The sequence below is a fragment of the Candidatus Sodalis endolongispinus genome, assembly GCF_018777395.1.
Taxonomy (GTDB): domain Bacteria; phylum Pseudomonadota; class Gammaproteobacteria; order Enterobacterales; family Enterobacteriaceae; genus Sodalis_B; species Sodalis_B endolongispinus.
On sequence record NZ_JAFJYC010000002.1, the window covers coordinates 658440 to 674661 of the forward strand.

The 16222-nt window shown below is 55.4% G+C and carries 12 protein-coding genes, 1 tRNA gene and 9 pseudogenes; 13 read left to right on the forward strand and 9 right to left on the reverse strand.

The window, feature by feature from the left end; genetic code table 11:
* Positions 1–7: 7 nt before the first annotated feature.
* The 3 genes and pseudogenes from JZM24_RS16345 to JZM24_RS16355 all read right to left on the reverse strand — a co-directional run.
* Positions 8–160: pseudogene (locus tag JZM24_RS16345) on the reverse strand (GalU regulator GalF); the annotation flags it as partial.
* Positions 161–207: 47 nt separating this feature from the next.
* Positions 208–1415 (reverse strand): annotated as a pseudogene (locus tag JZM24_RS16350) (IS3 family transposase).
* Positions 1416–1610: 195 nt separating this feature from the next.
* Positions 1611–1886: an Ail/Lom family outer membrane beta-barrel protein gene (locus JZM24_RS16355; RefSeq protein WP_215671000.1), complete on the reverse strand. Its 276-nt coding sequence runs from the start codon at positions 1884–1886 to the stop codon at positions 1611–1613.
* Between the two features lie 15 nt (positions 1887–1901).
* Here JZM24_RS16355 and JZM24_RS19885 point away from each other — a divergent pair, with 15 nt between their 5' ends.
* From JZM24_RS19885 to JZM24_RS18940, 4 genes and pseudogenes are all read left to right on the forward strand, one after another.
* Entirely contained in the window at positions 1902–2075 is a 174-nt protein-coding gene (locus JZM24_RS19885) for an Rpn family recombination-promoting nuclease/putative transposase (RefSeq protein WP_376775563.1), read from the forward strand.
* Positions 2076–2179: 104 nt separating this feature from the next.
* Positions 2180–2425, forward strand: a complete 246-nt coding sequence (locus JZM24_RS19305; protein ID WP_312885043.1) for a hypothetical protein — start codon at positions 2180–2182, stop codon at positions 2423–2425.
* On the forward strand, positions 2397–2561 hold the full coding sequence (locus tag JZM24_RS18935; protein ID WP_246580085.1) for an Rpn/YhgA-type helix-turn-helix domain-containing protein: 165 nt from the start codon (positions 2397–2399) through the stop codon (positions 2559–2561). Before JZM24_RS19305 ends, JZM24_RS18935 begins: the two co-directional genes overlap by 29 nt.
* Positions 2562–2738: 177 nt before the next feature.
* A pseudogene (locus tag JZM24_RS18940) lies at positions 2739–2875 on the forward strand (tyrosine-type recombinase/integrase); the annotation flags it as partial.
* A 56-nt stretch (positions 2876–2931) separates the two neighbouring features.
* Here JZM24_RS18940 and JZM24_RS16365 read toward each other — a convergent pair.
* A tRNA-Ser gene (locus JZM24_RS16365) sits at positions 2932–3019 on the reverse strand.
* Between the two features lie 216 nt (positions 3020–3235).
* Here JZM24_RS16365 and yccA point away from each other — a divergent pair.
* Both yccA and JZM24_RS16375 read left to right on the forward strand, forming a co-directional pair.
* Positions 3236–3897: pseudogene (yccA, locus tag JZM24_RS16370) on the forward strand (FtsH protease modulator YccA).
* Between the two features lie 145 nt (positions 3898–4042).
* Positions 4043–4369 (forward strand): TusE/DsrC/DsvC family sulfur relay protein, encoded by a 327-nt coding sequence (locus JZM24_RS16375; RefSeq protein ID WP_215671232.1) that lies wholly within the window; start codon positions 4043–4045, stop codon positions 4367–4369.
* Between the two features lie 224 nt (positions 4370–4593).
* Here JZM24_RS16375 and yccX read toward each other — a convergent pair whose 3' ends face one another.
* Positions 4594–4878 carry an acylphosphatase gene (yccX, locus tag JZM24_RS16380; protein ID WP_215671002.1) on the reverse strand — a complete coding sequence of 95 codons (285 nt, stop codon included), beginning with the start codon at positions 4876–4878 and terminating at the stop codon, positions 4594–4596.
* A 90-nt stretch (positions 4879–4968) separates the two neighbouring features.
* Between yccX and rlmI the strand changes: the two are divergent.
* Positions 4969–6162 (forward strand): annotated as a pseudogene (gene rlmI, locus JZM24_RS16385) (23S rRNA (cytosine(1962)-C(5))-methyltransferase RlmI).
* 134 nt (positions 6163–6296) lie between these two features.
* On the opposite strand, the pseudogene JZM24_RS16390 reads toward rlmI, so the two are convergent.
* A pseudogene (locus tag JZM24_RS16390) lies at positions 6297–7495 on the reverse strand (IS3 family transposase).
* 70 nt (positions 7496–7565) lie between these two features.
* Here JZM24_RS16390 and hspQ point away from each other — a divergent pair.
* Positions 7566–7898 (forward strand): heat shock protein HspQ, encoded by a 333-nt coding sequence (hspQ, locus tag JZM24_RS16395; protein ID WP_215671234.1) that lies wholly within the window; start codon positions 7566–7568, stop codon positions 7896–7898.
* Positions 7899–8207: 309 nt separating this feature from the next.
* Here the strand turns inward: hspQ and JZM24_RS16400 are convergent.
* A pseudogene (locus JZM24_RS16400) lies at positions 8208–8610 on the reverse strand (CoA-binding protein).
* 179 nt (positions 8611–8789) lie between these two features.
* On the opposite strand from JZM24_RS16400, the gene JZM24_RS16405 reads away from it, so the two are divergent.
* Together JZM24_RS16405 and JZM24_RS16410 are read left to right on the forward strand one after the other, a co-directional pair.
* Positions 8790–9434, forward strand: a complete 645-nt coding sequence (locus JZM24_RS16405; protein ID WP_215671004.1) for a YccT family protein — start codon at positions 8790–8792, stop codon at positions 9432–9434.
* Between the two features lie 87 nt (positions 9435–9521).
* Positions 9522–9959 (forward strand): methylglyoxal synthase, encoded by a 438-nt coding sequence (locus JZM24_RS16410; protein WP_215671006.1) that lies wholly within the window; start codon positions 9522–9524, stop codon positions 9957–9959.
* 96 nt (positions 9960–10055) lie between these two features.
* Here JZM24_RS16410 and helD read toward each other — a convergent pair whose 3' ends face one another.
* Positions 10056–12110, reverse strand: coding sequence for a DNA helicase IV (gene helD, locus JZM24_RS16415; RefSeq protein WP_215671008.1), 2055 nt, complete (start codon positions 12108–12110; stop codon positions 10056–10058).
* Between the two features lie 153 nt (positions 12111–12263).
* Here helD and JZM24_RS16420 point away from each other — a divergent pair.
* Both JZM24_RS16420 and yccS read left to right on the forward strand, forming a co-directional pair.
* Positions 12264–12711: pseudogene (locus JZM24_RS16420) on the forward strand (YccF domain-containing protein).
* Between the two features lie 18 nt (positions 12712–12729).
* Positions 12730–14859: pseudogene (yccS, locus tag JZM24_RS16425) on the forward strand (YccS family putative transporter).
* A 12-nt stretch (positions 14860–14871) separates the two neighbouring features.
* Here the strand turns inward: yccS and JZM24_RS16430 are convergent.
* Positions 14872–15477 (reverse strand): TfoX/Sxy family DNA transformation protein, encoded by a 606-nt coding sequence (locus JZM24_RS16430; protein ID WP_215671009.1) that lies wholly within the window; start codon positions 15475–15477, stop codon positions 14872–14874.
* Between the two features lie 196 nt (positions 15478–15673).
* Between JZM24_RS16430 and sulA the strand changes: the two genes are divergently transcribed.
* Positions 15674–16180 (forward strand): SOS-induced cell division inhibitor SulA, encoded by a 507-nt coding sequence (gene sulA / locus JZM24_RS16435; protein WP_215671011.1) that lies wholly within the window; start codon positions 15674–15676, stop codon positions 16178–16180.
* Positions 16181–16222 lie beyond the last annotated feature (42 nt).

Sequence of the window (16222 nt, forward strand, 5' to 3'; positions counted from 1 at the left end):
CTTCGCGTTACTTGGCCAAGAGGCGCTCAATCCCTTTACGGAAATCAGCGCCCATTTTCTTATTGCGCAAGCCATAGCTCACAAAGGCCTGCATATAGCCCATTTTAAGGCCACAGTTAAAACTTCTTCCGGTTAAATAAACCGCGTCCACCGGCTGTTGATTAACCAGTTGATCTTGCCCCGCCATCTCCGTACAGCTTTTGTATCTTAAGTTAACGAAGCACGCTGCCGCCGGTATTCTCTCGGAGAGTGATATCCCAGCGCGCTGTGCGGATGGTTTTCATTGTAATGCGTGAACGCTGCTGCAAGGTTTCGCAGGGCTGTTCTCGCATCCGGTTTTGGCATGAACTCGATATAGTCTTCCTTCATCGTCTTCACGAACCGTTCGGCCATGCCATTGCTCTGCGGGCTGCTCACCGCTGTTGTGCAGGGCTCCAGATCCAGTTCTCTGGCGAACCTCTGCGTTTCATGCGCGGTATACGCTGAACCGTTGTCCGTCAACCACTGCACCGCTGTATCGGGTAACCTGTCGCCGAAGCGCTTTTCTACCGACATCAGCATCACATCCTGCACGGTCGAACTGTCGTAGCCTACAGTGCTCGCAGCCCAGTCTATGGCCTCTCTGTCGCAGCAGTCCAGTGCGAACGTGACCCGCAGTTTTTCACCGTTGTCGCAGCCGAACTCGAAGCCATCTGAACACCAGCGCATATCGCTTTCTGCCACCGCGATCCTGCCCTTATGCTCACGCCTCGGCCGCTCTGGTTTTCAATGTAATAACAGCAGGTTATGCTCACACATGATCCTGTAAAGTCGTTTCGCATTTACCGGCGGCAGTCCCTCTGCGCGACGTTGTTTACACAGGATGCCCCACACCCGCCGATAGCCGTAGCTGGGCATATCGCTGATGATGTCGAGGATGTCCGACAGTATTTCAGCGTCTGCTTCGTCATTACGCCGGTTACAGCGCCTGTCCTGCCAGTCGGCAGAACGCTTAATCCGCAGTGACAGCGGCGCACGCGACCCGCTCATGGCGCGGCTGACCTGTGCTATTCCCCGGCCTTTGGCAACAAGGGCGCGTGCGCTATCCATTTTCGTGACTGGCCGTACTCCACGGCTTCTTTTAGGATCTCAACCTCCATCGTCTTCTTACCCAGAAGGCGCTGGAGCTCCCGGACCTGCTTCAATGCAGCTGCAAGCTCAGAGGCAGGAACAACGTCCTCCCCGGCAGCCACGGCAGTGAGGCTGCCTTCCTGATATTGCTTTTTCCACTTAAACAGCAGGCTGGGCTGGATACCGTGCAGTCGTGCGAGATGGGAGACATTCATGCCGGGCTCCATCCTCTGCTGAATAATGGCCATTTTTTCCTGAGGAGTTTTACGTTTACGGACTTCTTGACCTAACAGGATCCCGGTCATATCAAAATTGGCGTTAGTGTTAGACATATATTCAAGCCTATCTCTTATCTGGAGATACAGCTACTGTCTGCTGTTTCAGGGGGATAAATCACAAAATACATCCACATACCCAGCAGAAGGTACGGTCATTAAGCCCGTCGCACCGCCTTGCCGTGCATCTTGAAGTTTATTGAGTAGAAACGTTTGGCTAGAATGTCATGCCCAATCCCGCCGTCTACGTCCCGTAGTGGCACCGCCCAGCGATACACGCCGGTAGGATAAATCGACCGATACGTCGGAAATCACGTTAATTTGCACGTCCGCGCCGTAGGTAAAGCCACTTTTGTTCTCCGACGCATTGACTATTTCGCGTTTTTTGGTCGAGGAACATTCCATCAAAATAGTATAGTAAGCGCTGCTTTTGCTTTGGGTGATACCCGCCAGGGCGTAGAGTTTGCATCTCTCATCGATACGATACGTGGGGCCCACCATGATCGGGGAAGACCCTTGGTTGAACACCAAAGCAGGCCGGAGAAGCTTATGGCGTCTAGACTATTAAGATACCGTGTTGCAGCCATCCAGCGGCATCCCGAGCAGGGCCACAAACAGTTTCCGGTGATGATCCCGCTGCTCTTTTACCATGGCGCACCTCAATTTACCGTTACTCTGCCTGCTGGCTGAAGTGCTTTGCCGACCCAGAACTGGCAAAATCGGCCTATTACTAGGCATTCCCGCTGGTCGATATCACCAGCATACCGGATAACGAAATACTGTCCCACCGGCCTGTGGCACTGCTTGAGCTCATGCAAAAGCACATTCGCACCCGCGATATGCTTGAGCGGGCTGGCGATATTGCTCGCTTGTTAAATCATTGGGCGGTGCCAAAAGAACAGTTTTATAGTCTGATATACTATATTGCAGAGCGGGGAAATACTTCGGATCCTGAGCTGTTCCTGCAAGAAATCGCAGTCAAAGCAGTCGATTATGAGGAGGACAGACATTATGACCATTGCAGAGCAACTAGAAGCTAAAGAAATGCAGGAAGGTCGTCAGGAAACGGCCATTAAACTTGCAAGAAAGTTCTTCGCGAATGGGGTTGATCGCTATACGGTTAAGCTCTCTACCGGCCTTTCCGATGAACAGTTAGACGCCCTGACCCGCCAGTAATCCCTTACACCCTAACCCGGCTCCCCGTCGGGGTTCGTTGTTCACAGGTTTATTTTTCATTGACGGAAGTTGAACACATGCCCGAGGCGCACAGGCCCGCGTCATATCTTGAGAATGGCGGCAATGATGCTAACCGCTGCAGCGACCATCAACCCAAGCCGGATGGTCATTTGCATAACAAAAGACGAACAACTGTTCAGCGGACACAAGACTGAGTCGCAGGTCCTGGTGTACGACAGGAAGGTTAAAATAGGGCCTACTCTCGATGCCCCTACTCTCCGAACAGGCAAAATATTCCAAGTGAATATTTCAAATCTATTCCAAGAACAGCTTTTGATAATCAGAAAACCATCGCATTCAGGCGTGCAGGTGGCGGAGGAGTAGAGATTCGAACTCTAGAACGCTTGCGCGTCGCCGGTTTTCAAGACCGGTGCCTTCAACCACTCGGCCACTCCTCCGCAACGAGGCGAACTATAAACAGAGTCGATCCGGTTGTAAAGAGCGTTTGCGCTAATCGACTGAAAAATCGCCATTAGTCTCTTCACTAGCCGTTCTTTATTTGCCGGCGTTAGCGCTAATGCGTAAAGATGGGTAAAAGCCATAGGCGCAACGGCGGCAAGCCATTAGTATTGCATCAAATATTACTGGCACACCTTTATGATGAGAGGCAAATTATGGATCGTTTGATTGCGACACCCTCGCGCAGGCATTCGCTCTTGAGCACCCACAAGGTGCTGCGCAATACCTATTTCCTGCTGTCGCTTACGCTGGCCTTTTCCGCGCTGACCGCCACCGCAAGCACGCTGCTAAGGCTGCCGGCGCCCGGTTTGATTCTGATGCTGGTCGGCTTTTACGGACTTCTGTTCCTGACCCACCGGCTGGCCAATAGTCCGGCAGGGATCCTCGCCACCTTCGCCCTGACCGGTTTTATGGGCTATACGCTGGGGCCGCTGCTGAGCATGCTGCTGGCGTCCGGCGCGGGGGACGTCATTATGCTGGCGTTGGGAGGCACGGCGGTGGTGTTCTTTTGCTGCTCGGCGTACGTTCTCACTCTACCCGCAAGGATATGTCCTTCCTGTCGGGAATGATGATGGCCGGCTTTGTGGTCCTGCTGGTCGCGGTCGTGGCTAATCTTTTTCTGCATATCCCGGCTTTGTCGCTGGCGATAAGCGTGATGTTTATTCTGTTTTTCTCCAGCGCGATTTCGTGGGAAACCAGTAATATCATTCACGGCGGAGAGGCAAACTATATCCGCGCCACCGTCAGTCTCTATGTATCGCTGTACAACATTTTTGTCAGCCTGCTGAGCATCTTCGTCGGCATGCGCAGCAACTGATACCACGCCCTTTCCCAGGCCCCGCCCAGGGTCGCGTCGGCATTCTCTTTTTTTGCCGCCGCGTTCCCGGCGGGGTTTGATGTTTTCTGACCTGCAAATTTGCTATGCTCCATTTATCCGATAATTATCAGCCGGACAGGAATTGATGGAGTTTAACGGCACTGAAATCAGTACCGATGCGCAGGGGTATTTGACCCGCCCGCAGGACTGGTCCGAAGCGTTGGCGGGAGAAATCGCCCGCCGCGAAGGTATCACCCTTAGCGAAGCCCACTGGCAGGTGATACACTTCGTGCGCGCGTTTTATTTACAATACAATACGTCGCCGGCGGTGCGAATGCTGGTAAAGGCCATGGCACAGGCCTACGGCGAAGAGAAAGGGAATAGCCGTTACCTTTTCCGTTTGTTTCCAGAGGGTCCCGCCAAGCAGGCAACGAAAATCGCTGGCCTGCCCAAGCCGGTGAAATGCCTGTAGCGACCAAACAGTACGGTATCGTATTTCACCCCCGCGCGCCGCGCCGGCAGCGGCGCGCAGTCCATCATCGCGGCGCGGCAGCTCATCGGCGTGGCAGTTCATCGCCCCGGCGCGGTCAGCGGCACATCATCCCATACTGCAATTAACACCACGGGCCGCACTGCGCGTCGGCAGCAGCCCACGCCACAACATTGGCATACCCGGCCACGAAGCGCTGACGGGCGTTAATAGCGGATGGAAAAGCCGCTGAAATCCCCCACGCTACCATTGCGCGGTTCGGTAAGGACTTTATCCACCCGAGCATGAACCGGCCCGCCCTGGCGTAGCCAGTGCAGCAGTTTTTCCACTTGCGCACTTTCGCCGCAGGCCACAACTTCGACGCTGCCGTCATCCTGATTGCGGACATAACCGCTTAGCCACTGAAGTTTTGCCTGATGTTGTGTGGCGTAGCGAAAACCAACACACTGTACCTGCCCATGGACCCAGGCTGCCGTACATATCATCGTCATCGTTTCCTCCTGCCGAACGGCGTAGGTTGCTTTTCAGCGCGCTTATTCGCAAAATGGCGCTCTTTGGCCTGATTTTAGCATACTTTTATGATGACAAAACGTCTATTTATGGCACGCGGCCGTGAGAAATTGCTCATGCGGCACCATCCTTGGGTCTTCTCCGGTGCGGTAGGCCGGTTGGAAGGGAAAGCCCAGCCGGGTGAAACCATCGACATTTGCGATGACAAAGGCCGCTGGCTGGCGCGGGGCGCCTGGTCACCTCAGTCGCAAATCCGCGCCAGGGTATGGAGCTTCAATCCCGACGAGCAGATTGATGTCGAGTTTTTCGTCCGCCGGTTGACGGTTGCGCAGCGTCTGCGTACGTTACTGGCGGCGCGGGACGGTTTAGATGGCTACCGCCTTATTGCAGGCGAATCGGATGGGTTACCCGGCATTACTCTCGATCGCTACGGTGATTTCTTGGTGGTACAGTTGCTGTCGTCTGCCGGCGCCGAATTTCAACGTGGCACGTTGTTAGCGGCACTGTAACGCTGCTATCCCGATTGCTCAATTTACGATCGTTCCGACGTCGCGGTGCGCAAGAAGAAAGGGTTAAAGATAACCCACGGCGTTATTAGTGGCGCCACACCGCCAGACTTACTGCCAATCCGTGAACATGATATGTCGTCATTGGTGGATATTGCCCAGGGCCACAAGACCGGTTTCTACCTCGATCAGCGCGATAGCCGTCTGGCTGCCCGTAAGTACGCCGCCGGGCGTAGGGTGCTTAACTGTTTTAGCTACACCGGCGCGTTCTCCGTGTCGGTATTAAAGGGAAACTGCCGGGAGGTGATAAGCGTTGATACCTCGCAACAGGCGTTGGACGTAGCGCAGCAAAACCTGGTGTTAAACCAGTTGGACTCATCACGCGCGCGCTTCGTCATGGATGATGTTTTTCAGTTGCTGCGACGCTACCGCGAGGAGGGAGAGCAGTTTGATATGATTATCCTCGACCCCCCTAAATTTGTGGAAAATAAAAATCAGTTGGCCAGCGCGTGCCGCGGCTATAAAGATATCAACATGCTGGCGCTGCAGCTGCTAGCGCCAGAGGGGGTGCTGCTAAGCTTTTCCTGCTCCGGCCTGATGTCTACCGATCTGTTTCAAAAAATCCTGGCGGATGCGGCCCTCGATGCCGGCCGCGAGATTCAGTTTATTGAACAGTTTCGCCAGGCCGCCGATCACCCGGTGGCCGGCGCCTACCCCGAAGGACTGTATTTAAAGGGATTTGCCTGTCGGGCCGGTTAAATTGTGTTCTGTCACCTTGATTTCCCCCGGGCCTCCCCCATATTAAGTGTAAGGCATAATTTTCACTGGAGGTCTTATGATTGCCAGCAAATTTGGCTGATCTTGCCCCGCCATCTCCGTACAGCTTTTGTATCTTAAGTTAACGAAGCCCGCTGCCGCCGGTATTCTCTCGGAGAATGATATCCCAGCGCGCTGTGCGGATGGTTTTCATTGTAATGCGTGAACGCTGCTGCAAGGTTTCGCAGGGCTGTTCTCGCATCCGGTTTTGGCATGAACTCGATATAGTCTTCCTTCATCGTCTTCACGAACCGTTCGGCCATGCCATTGCTCTGCGGGCTGCTCACCGCTGTTGTGCAGGGCTCCAGATCCAGTTCTCTGGCGAACCTCTGCGTTTCATGCGCGGTATACGCTGAACCGTTGTCCGTCAACCACTGCACCGCTGTATCGGGTAACCTGTCGCCGAAGCGCTTTTCTACCGACCTCAGCATCACATCCTGCACGGTCGAACTGTCGTAGCCTACAGTGCTCGCAGCCCAGTCTATGGCCTCTCTGTCGCAGCAGTCCAGTGCGAACGTGACCCGCAGTTTTTCACCGTTGTCGCAGCCGAACTCGAAGCCATCTGAACACCAGCGCATATCGCTTTCTGCCACCGCGATCCTGCCCTTATGCTCACGCCTCGGCCGCTCTGGTTTTCAATGTAATAACAGCAGGTTATGCTCACACATGATCCTGTAAAGTCGTTTCGCATTTACCGGCGGCAGTCCCTCTGCGCGACGTTGTTTACACAGGATGCCCCACACCCGCCGATAGCCGTAGCTGGGCATATCGCTGATGATGTCGAGGATGTCCGACAGTATTTCAGCGTCTGCTTCGTCATTACGCCGGTTACAGCGCCTGTCCTGCCAGTCGGCAGAACGCTTAATCCGCAGTGACAGCGGCGCACGCGACACGCTCATGGCGCGGCTGACCTGTGCTATTCCCCGGCCTTTGGCAACAAGGGCGCGTGCGCTATCCATTTTCGTGACTGGCCGTACTCCACGGCTTCTTTTAGGATCTCAACCTCCATCGTCTTCTTACCCAGAAGGCGCTGGAGCTCCCGGACCTGCTTCAATGCAGCTGCAAGCTCAGAGGCAGGAACAACGTCCTCCCCGGCAGTGAGGCTGCCTTCCTGATATTGCTTTTTCCACTTAAACAGCAGGCTGGGCTGGATACCGTGCAGTCGTGCGAGATGGGAGACATTCATGCCGGGCTCCATCCTCTGCTGAATAATGGCCATTTTTTCCTGAGGAGTTTTACGTTTACGGACTTCTTGACCTAACGGGATCCCGGTCATATCAAAATTGGCGTTAGTGTTAGACATATATTCAAGCCTATCTCTTATCTGGAGATACAGCTACTGTCTGCTGTTTCAGGGGGATAAATCAGCCAGCAAATTTGGCATAGGGCAGCAGGTTCGGCATAAACTGCTGGGGTACCTGGTGGTGATTATCGACGTGGATCCGGAATACGCCCTGGAGAAGCCTTCGCTGGATGACATCGCGGCTGACGATAGCTTGCGTACCGCTCCCTGGTATCATGTGGTTATGGAAGATGAAGAGGGAAAACCGGTGCACACCTATCTGGCGGAAGCGCAGCTGGGATATGAATCCTTTCCCGTCCATCCCGAACAACCAACGCTTGATGAATTGGCTGAGTCAATTCGATTGCAGCTGCAGGCGCCGCGCCTGCGAAATTAAACATCACGGCTGCGCGCAATCGCGCAGCTGGTTCTCATCTCTTCTGTGCGCTTAGGCCAAACCCGTACGTCAGGGGCTAACACAGTTTATACTTTACTCGGCGCGCCCGCTGCTGCCACGCGCTGATGCCATACCCGGCACACCTGTTGCCATCCTATGCCGGCGCCATCTCCGTTGCCACTCGGTGCCGATGCCCTATCCGGCGCGCCCGCTGCTGCCACGCGCAAAATTCAGCTAATGCCGGTGTGACGCTTAGGGAGAAGCATGTCTGGCTCGGGTTTCACTTGTCAGCCGCGATCATTGGTCCAGTCAGAGGCGCGGGATTTCAATTTCCGGACAGCGGTCCATCACCACTTTCATTCCCACGTTTTTCGCCAGCACCGCCGCCTGTTCATTGATAATCCCCAACTGCAGCCACAAAACGCCGGCATCAATGGCAATCGCTTCCTGCGTCAGATCGTACACCGCCTCAGCACGGCGGAAGACATCCACCATATCGATTTTGGCGGGGATCTCGGCCAAGGTGCCGTACACGGTTTGCCCCAGAATGGTTTTCCCTGCTAATGCCGGATTCACCGGGTACACCCGGTAGCCACGGGCCAATAAATAGGCCATCACGCCGTGGCTGGTCCGGGCCGGATTATCGCTGGCGCCCACCCAGGGCGATGGTCTTCACGGTTTGAAGAATGTCGCTGATCTCAGCGTCTGTCATGGCGGCTCTCCGCAAGGAAAAGGTGTTTTAAGTGTATACCACCCGGTGAAAAACATCTTTCTTCAGTGGAAATCAAAAATATCAAAATAAAAATAAGTGTGACTAAATGATACAAAATTATTATGATTGTAATATATAGATAATGAATTATTCTGCTTACGTTCTGAAAAGGTGAGATAATGAATTTCCTGCGCGTCCTGGTTATGGGGTTAAGCATCTTAACCGGGTTTCCCGTGATGGCGACAACGCTGCAACTCCCTGAAGAACTTGAACTGTTAATCGTCGATGGTAAAGCGCTGGGCAGCTCTCTTCTGCGCGGCGCCAGCAGTTTGGAACTGGAGCAAGGCCATCATCAGCTTGTCTTTACCCTGGTGCAACCCACGACTGACGGTAAAGGCAATCTTTCGTCGTCCTGCAGCGCGCTCTATATCGTCATCGGCTTTAGCACGGGCAAGGCGCGACGGCTGCGATTTGTGTTGCCCCCGTTGGCTAACCGTGCCGAGGGCGAACGTTTTTGCCTTCAGCCGCTGATCGGCCTGCAGGATCAAGACCAGAAACCGCTACCAGTCAGCGTCAGCCGGCTCGATGCTGACAAAAACAGTTTACTGCCCGCGCTGGAGCAATATAACCGCCGTCATGGACCGACGGTGCCGGCGCCTCGTCCGGCGAAATCCACCGTCAGTCCTCCGTTCACCAGTTCAGCCAGCGGACACGCGGAACAAATTCTGCGGTTCTGGTTTTTGCAGGCCGATTCGGCCAGCCGGGAACGTTTTCTTGACTGGGTGCGTCAACGACACGCAACCTCCACGGCGGAGGCAAAATAAACCGCCCTTTTTTATCGATTTACCGGTTTATCTCTTTGCAGTGAAACAGAGTTTTAGTAGTCTATAGTCAGACTTAAGGAACTGGACATGGAATCAACCACCCGTACCATCGCCGCACGAAAACATATCGCGTTGGTGGCGCACGATCATTGTAAACAATCTCTGCTTAACTGGGTTGAGACCAACAAAGCTCAGCTTTCGGAGCATGTGTTATATGCCACCGGGACCACCGGCAACCTGGTGCAGCTTAAAACCGGTCTTCCGGTCAACAGCATGCTCAGCGGCCCCATGGGAGGGGATCAGCAGGTTGGCGCTCTGATTTCCGAAGGTAAAATCGATATGATGATTTTCTTTTGGGATCCGCTGAATGCGGTTCCACACGACCCCGATGTCAAAGCGCTGCTGCGTTTGGCAACGGTATGGAATATTCCGGTGGCCACCAACCGTTCCACGGCCGATTTTCTGATAAGCTCGCCGCTTACCCATCAGGACGTGGCAATCGCTATCCCCGATTATCAACGCTAACTGGCAGAACGACTGCCGTCCTGACGGGACGACAGTCGTGGCAAGCGCCCTATACGTACCCGCCGGCGGCGCGTGCCGCGCGGCGAATCGCCCGTGTCAGGGTTTTTTTGCCCGCGGTACACCCTGACTTACCAGTTCCTCAATAAATACCGACGGGTTCGCCTTATCCGTCAAAAGCCATACCTGCTCTTTGGCGCGGGTGAGCGCCACATACAGCAGGCGACGCTCTTCCGCATCTGGGTAATCTTCCGGATGGGGTAGTAGAGCTTGTTCGATAATGGATTCCCGCGCGGGCGCCGGAAAACCGTCGCTCCCGTCGTTAACGCCAACAATGATCACATACTCCGCCTGCTGCCCTTTGCTGGCATGAATGGTCATAAAATCAATCTGCAGATGGGGCCAGCGTGTCGCTGCTTTCGTCAGCAGTGCCGGTCGTAAATGGTGATAACGTGCCAGCACCAAAATGCGCTGCGTCGGCGTGACAAAACCGCTGAGTTTATTCAATAGCGCATCCAGTTGATCCTCCGGCAGGATCTGCACCGCTTTTTTGCCGCCACGCGTGAGGCTGTTGAGTGGTTTGGCCAGCTGAAACGGATTTTGCTGCACAAAACGGTTGGCCACTTCGCCAATGCGTTGATTAAACCGATAGGTGGTATCCAACGCCAGCGGTTCGCCGCCGCCAAAATTCTCGCCAAAGGCGGTGGTCAACGTCAGTTCCGCGCCGCTGAAGCGATAAATCTCCTGCCAATCATCCCCAATGGCAAACAATGCGGTGGCGCTGTTTTGTTGGCACAGCGCCGTGATAAGCATGGCGCGCTGGGGTGAGATATCCTGGAACTCATCCACCAGGATATGTTTCCACGGGCTCACGAAACGGCCTTTTTGCAAGATATCCACCGCCTGATGGATAAGACCGTCAAAATCAACCGCGCCCTCTTCTTTCAACGCCTGTTTCCAGGCTTTCAACAACGGCGCCAGCAGCCGGATGCGTTTTTGAAAATGCTCGCGAAGCTCATCAGGCGCCGCGTCTATCATCTCGGCCTGGCTGCCGCCATGGGATCGCATCAGCCCGACCCAACGTTCCAGCCGCCCCGCCAGGCGATGAGCCAATTTATCATTCTGCCAAAAGTCTCCCTCCGGCACTTCCCAGCCTAATTCCTCGTTGATCCATTGCCGCCACCCTTTGGCCTGCGCCTTTTTTTCGCGACATTGCTGCCGCCAATGATCAATCAGCAGTTTACGCCGCGCCGTGCCATCGCTTTCAAGCTGGCTAACGGCAGGTGCCTTTTTATTGCCCTGACGGATAATCATCAACGCCAGCGCGTGAAAGGTGCTTGCCTGAATCGTGTCTACCTCCAGCCGCTGTCGCAGGCGTTCGTCCATTTCCCGCGCTGCCTGGCGGCCGAACGCCAGCAGCAAAATCTGCTCAGGCGTCGCCAGCTTGCGCCGCAGTAGCCAGCCGGCGCGCGCCACCAGCAGCGAGGTTTTACCGCTACCGGCGCCGGCCAGCACCAGCAGCGACCGCTCGCCGTTCACCACCGCCCGGCTTTGGGCAAGATTAAGCGGCGAACTTTCCACCGTGTGAAAGAAATCCTCATGCTCTAGCAACATACGCGCCGTCCATTGCTGATTGCGCGCCTCCACCCGCTGTGCGCCGTCTTGCAACCATTCCTGGCATTGCCGCCAGGGCTCCAGGCAAGCGTCAAACGCCTCGAGCCGGGCGACGGGCAGAGGTAGCGCGTCGACGGCCTGTTGGATCCCCTCCTGTAGCGCGGCCAAATCTTGCTGTAGCAGCCAGCTATCCTTATCGATAATGTGCTGTATTTTTGCCACCTGTTCGTTCAACACCCCGGCGGCGATGGCGCTCATCTCCGCGCTCCAGTCCTGCCACGACTGCTGGAGGTGGCGATGGAATCGCTGCGTTTCATGCCACTCGGTGCCGTGCAGACGCACCACTTTCCCCTCAGGCAATTCAAATTCCAGCTCGCCCCAGACAATGCCGCGGCGGCACTGAATGGCCAGGATCTGATTAAACGGGATAAGATAGTGATGCTTATCGCCGCTAACCTCCACGCCGGCGTGCAATAGCCGTACGCGGTTGTAGGGATGCTGCGCCAGACGTTTGCCGATTGAGGTGGATTTAAGTTCCATAAGCGTGCCAGGATTCCGAGAGGGGATGATGTCTGTCTTTAGTGTACCCGCTTTGAGATGTCGTGCTCCAGCCAGAAAAACAGAGTAGAATTCACAATAGGGATCAGAGACAATCAGCGCTAACGATTTTTTGCCTATAACCACCAGAGCGCTATGCGAACGCTACTCAATATTCTCAATTTTATTTTCGGCGGTTTCTTCACCACCTTAGCCTGGCTGCTGGCGACGTTACTTAGTGTCTTGCTTATCATCAGTTGGCCATTTACCCGCGCCTGCTGGGAGATAACCAAATTGTCCTTGGTGACGTTCGGCAACACCGCGCTGCATGTGGATGAACTCTACCCCGAGCGGCGCAGCGGCCTGCTCAATGCTGGCGGCACGTTGCTTAATGTCTTCTGGTTCCTGGTGTTCGGCTGGTGGCTGTGTCTGTCGCATATCCTGACGGGAATTGCGCAATGCTGCACGCTGATTTGGCATCCCCCTGGGTATCGCCAATTTTAAACTGGCGCTTATCGCGGTCTGGCCAGTAGGCCGCCGGGTGGTGCCGGTCGAAGAGGCCGACAGGTTAAGGGCGGATCTGCGCGGCCCGCGTCATGGTTAACCGGCGAGAGGACAGGACGTGCTGACATTCGCTCCCGGCGTCCGTCAGTGGGTGTTCGACAGCCTCTGGCGCGCTAACCTGAAAATCATCATTGCGCTCAGCGGGGCGGCGGCGCTGCCCTGGTGGCTTGGCGCGGTTACGCTGACCATCCCGCTGACCCTCGGCGTCGTGGCCGCCGCGCTGGCGAGCCTGGATGACAGGCTCAGCGGCCGTTTGCGCAATTTGCTGATTACGCTGGTGAGCTTTTTTATCGCCGCCGTTTCCATTGAGATGCTGTTTCCCTACCCGTGGCTGTTTGTTCTCGGCCTTGCCTGTTCGACCTGCGGTTTTATTTTGCTGGGCGCTCTCGGGCAGCGCTATGCCACAATCGTCTTTGGCGCCCTGTTGATTGCGGTGTATACCATGCTGGGCACCGCCCTGTACCAAAACTGGTATTTGCAGCCTCTGCTGCTGCTGGCCGGCGCTATTTGGTACAACGTGCTGACCCTATTGGGCCACTTAATGTTTCCCATCAGTCCACTGCAGGATGACCTGGCGCGCTGCTATCGTTTACTCGCCCACTACCTCTCCGCCAAGGCCGGCTGTTTCGATCCCGATAGCGAGGAAAGCGACGACAGCATTCTGATAACGGTGGCCATGGCTAACGGCCAATTGGTGGAGTCGCTCAACCAGGTAAAAGCCACGTTGCTGACGCGCTTGCGCGGGGATCGCGGCCAGCGTGGCACCCGACGCAGCCTGCACTATTATTTCGTCGCCCAGGATATTCACGAGCGGGCCAGTTCGGCACATGCGCGCTATCAGCAACTCCGTGAGGAATTGCGCTTCAGCGATGTGTTGTTCCGCTTTCAGCGTCTGTTGTAAATGCAGGCCCGCGCCTGCAAAAACCTCGCGCAGTCTATCCTGCTGCGCCGTCGTTATCAGCACGACTCCCGGTTCGAGCAGCTATTTAACCATCTTGACGCCGCCATCGCCCGCGACGGCACGGGCGCGCCTCTTGCGGCACTCCACCCTTTACTGAGCAATCTGCGGGCGATTGATGCCCAATTGGCTACCATCGAATCCGAGCAGGCCATCGAGCGGATGCCCGCCGAGGAAAACAATCTGTCGGACGATAAGCTGACCGGCTGGCAAGATATCCTCACCCGCCTGCGGCTGAATCTGACGCCGGAGTCCGCCATGTTCCGCCACGCGATACGCATGTCGCTGGTGCTGTGCGCCGGCTACGGTTTCATCCGCTTAAGCGGCATGCATTATGGCTATTGGATAATGCTGACCAGTCTGTTTGTCTGCCAACCAAACTATCAGGACACCCGGCGGCGTTTGGCGCTGCGCATTGCCGGCACCGTCGCCGGGGTATTGATTGGCCTGCCGGTGCTGTATTTTGTGCCGTCCACCGAAGGACAATTGGTGCTTATAGTGTTAAGCGGCACGCTGTTTTTTGCCTTTCGCAACAGCCAATATGCTCAGGCTACCCTGTTTATTAACCTGCTGGTGATGTTGTGTTTCAACCTGCTTGGCCAGGGTTTCGAGGTTGCGGTGCCACGTATGTTCGATACCCTGGTGGGCTGCGCCATCGCCTGGGCGGCGGTGAGTTTTATCTGGCCCGACTGGCGCTTTCGCCGCCTGCACGCCGTGGTGGAGAAAAGCCTGACCGCCAACTGCCGCTATCTGGATGCCATATTGGTGCAATATCATCAGGGCAAAGACAACCGGCTCGATTACCGCGTGGCGCGCCGAGACGCTCATAACCGCGATGCGGAATTGGCGTCGGTGGTGTCGAATATGTCCGCTGAACGCCGCGCGGGCGGAGAGATGATGGATAACGCCTTCCGCCTGCTGTGCCTGAGCCATACTTTCCTCAGTTACATCTCCACCCTGGGCGCGCACCGAGGGCTTATTGCCAACCCGGCGGTGCTGAACGTCCTCAATGACGCCACCTGCTATGTAGACGATGCCCTGCATCACCAGAACGGCGACGCTTTCCAGTTGCGTCTCGGCCAGGAGCGTGACCGCCTGCTTACCCGTATTACGCAGTTAGGAACGGAAACCGGCGCCCAAGAACAACTGGTAATACAGCAGGTGGGCCTGTTGTTGGCGCTGCTCCCTGAATTGATCGGCCGTCGCCGGCAGATAGCGCAGCTCAGCTAACCCACGGCCAACTTACCGACAGGCATGGCGGCGATGCCACTCCATCAGTTCGTTACGCAAACATTGGGGTAGCGTCGCCAGATGACGCCCCGCTAGCGCCCCTTCAAGGGCAAACAACACCTTCACGCTGAGGTCTTGCTTGATATTGCGCAATTTTAGATAGCTATCTTTGGCGCCATGGTTGCGCAACGCGTCCACATTCTGAATACCGGCTTTCCACAGCAGCCGCTCAATACCCTGCCCGATGTTGGGCAAATCCTTCAGACTTTGGTGACTGGCCCGCACCTGCCGTTCACGGCAGGCCTCCTCAAGCGCTTGCCTCCCCAGCGTTATTAGCGCTGCCGGCGCATCCCACAGGGTTTCTGATACATGATAATAGTTCAGCGATACCGGGATGCCGCGCTTGGTATAGATGAGTTTGCGCATGCCTAGTTCACGATAGCGGTATTCGTTGCCGCGGATGCCGCGCAGCCAGCACTCCCCTTCAAGGATCAGCGCGAACATCACACCGTCAGCCACCACGCTGTAGCCGCCAAATTGTGAACGGGTTTTAATCTCCCCCAATGGCGAGAACAGCGTTCTCGTTTGTTGAATACGTAACTTATAGTTGGCGTCCATGCGTTTATCCTGTCGTACCTGACATTGCGTGGCGCGATTACGCGACCGCCGCATCACGTCCCGCAGGCTATCAACTTAATTCGCGCAACTTAAATACCGATTCACGGATCTGCGACGCTGATTGAATTTTTGGGTTGATTTTAACGCACATCCCGGATACTGTGTATTTATACAGTAATGAAGGGGCGGACATCCAATGCAAACTCATCCTTATGCCACACCCGTTACCGGCGCACGCCGCCGTCATGCCGCACAGTCTAAAAGCGCAAATGCGCCTCTGGCGCAGGGGGGGATCAGCGAAGTGGTTTATATCGAAGATCAGCCAGTGGTTGGGCATATTCTGCTGCCGCTGCTGCGTCATCTGGGTTTGCAATCGCGGTGGCTGCTGTGGCTGACATCGTCGCGGCGGCTAAGCCGCCCCTGGCTGGCGCAGTCGGGCCTGCCGTTACAAAAGGTGGTGCAGTTGCGCCAGCCGTCAGCATTCGATACCGTCGCGGCAATGGAAAAGGCATTGCTTACCGGCAATTTCAGCGTCATTCTGGGCTGGTTTCCCGCGGAGCTGTCGGAAACGGACAAGCGCCGTTTACAGAATGCTGCTCAGCAGGGTGGTACATTCGGCTTCATAATGTATCCGCAAAACGGCACGAATCCACAATCTGGGCAATTTTCAGGGTTAAAAATTCATTCAACTTTGTATCATTAAGTAAAATTAGGATTATTCTCAGGTCGTCGGCCCGAATGATCG

Excerpts from the sequence above, each read along its gene's own strand:
- JZM24_RS16355 (WP_215671000.1), bottom strand. The coding sequence starts at position 1,886 with ATGGTGGGCCCCACGTATCGTATCGATGAGAGATGCAAACTCTACGCC.
- JZM24_RS18935 (WP_246580085.1), top strand. The coding sequence starts at position 2,397 with ATGACCATTGCAGAGCAACTAGAAGCTAAAGAAATGCAGGAAGGTCGT.
- JZM24_RS16375 (WP_215671232.1), top strand. The coding sequence starts at position 4,043 with ATGGAGTTTAACGGCACTGAAATCAGTACCGATGCGCAGGGGTATTTG.
- yccX (WP_215671002.1), bottom strand. The coding sequence starts at position 4,878 with ATGACGATGATATGTACGGCAGCCTGGGTCCATGGGCAGGTACAGTGT.
- JZM24_RS16405 (WP_215671004.1), top strand. The coding sequence starts at position 8,790 with ATGAATTTCCTGCGCGTCCTGGTTATGGGGTTAAGCATCTTAACCGGG.
- JZM24_RS16410 (WP_215671006.1), top strand. The coding sequence starts at position 9,522 with ATGGAATCAACCACCCGTACCATCGCCGCACGAAAACATATCGCGTTG.
- helD (WP_215671008.1), bottom strand. The coding sequence starts at position 12,110 with ATGGAACTTAAATCCACCTCAATCGGCAAACGTCTGGCGCAGCATCCC.
- JZM24_RS16430 (WP_215671009.1), bottom strand. The coding sequence starts at position 15,477 with ATGGACGCCAACTATAAGTTACGTATTCAACAAACGAGAACGCTGTTC.
- sulA (WP_215671011.1), top strand. The coding sequence starts at position 15,674 with ATGCAAACTCATCCTTATGCCACACCCGTTACCGGCGCACGCCGCCGT.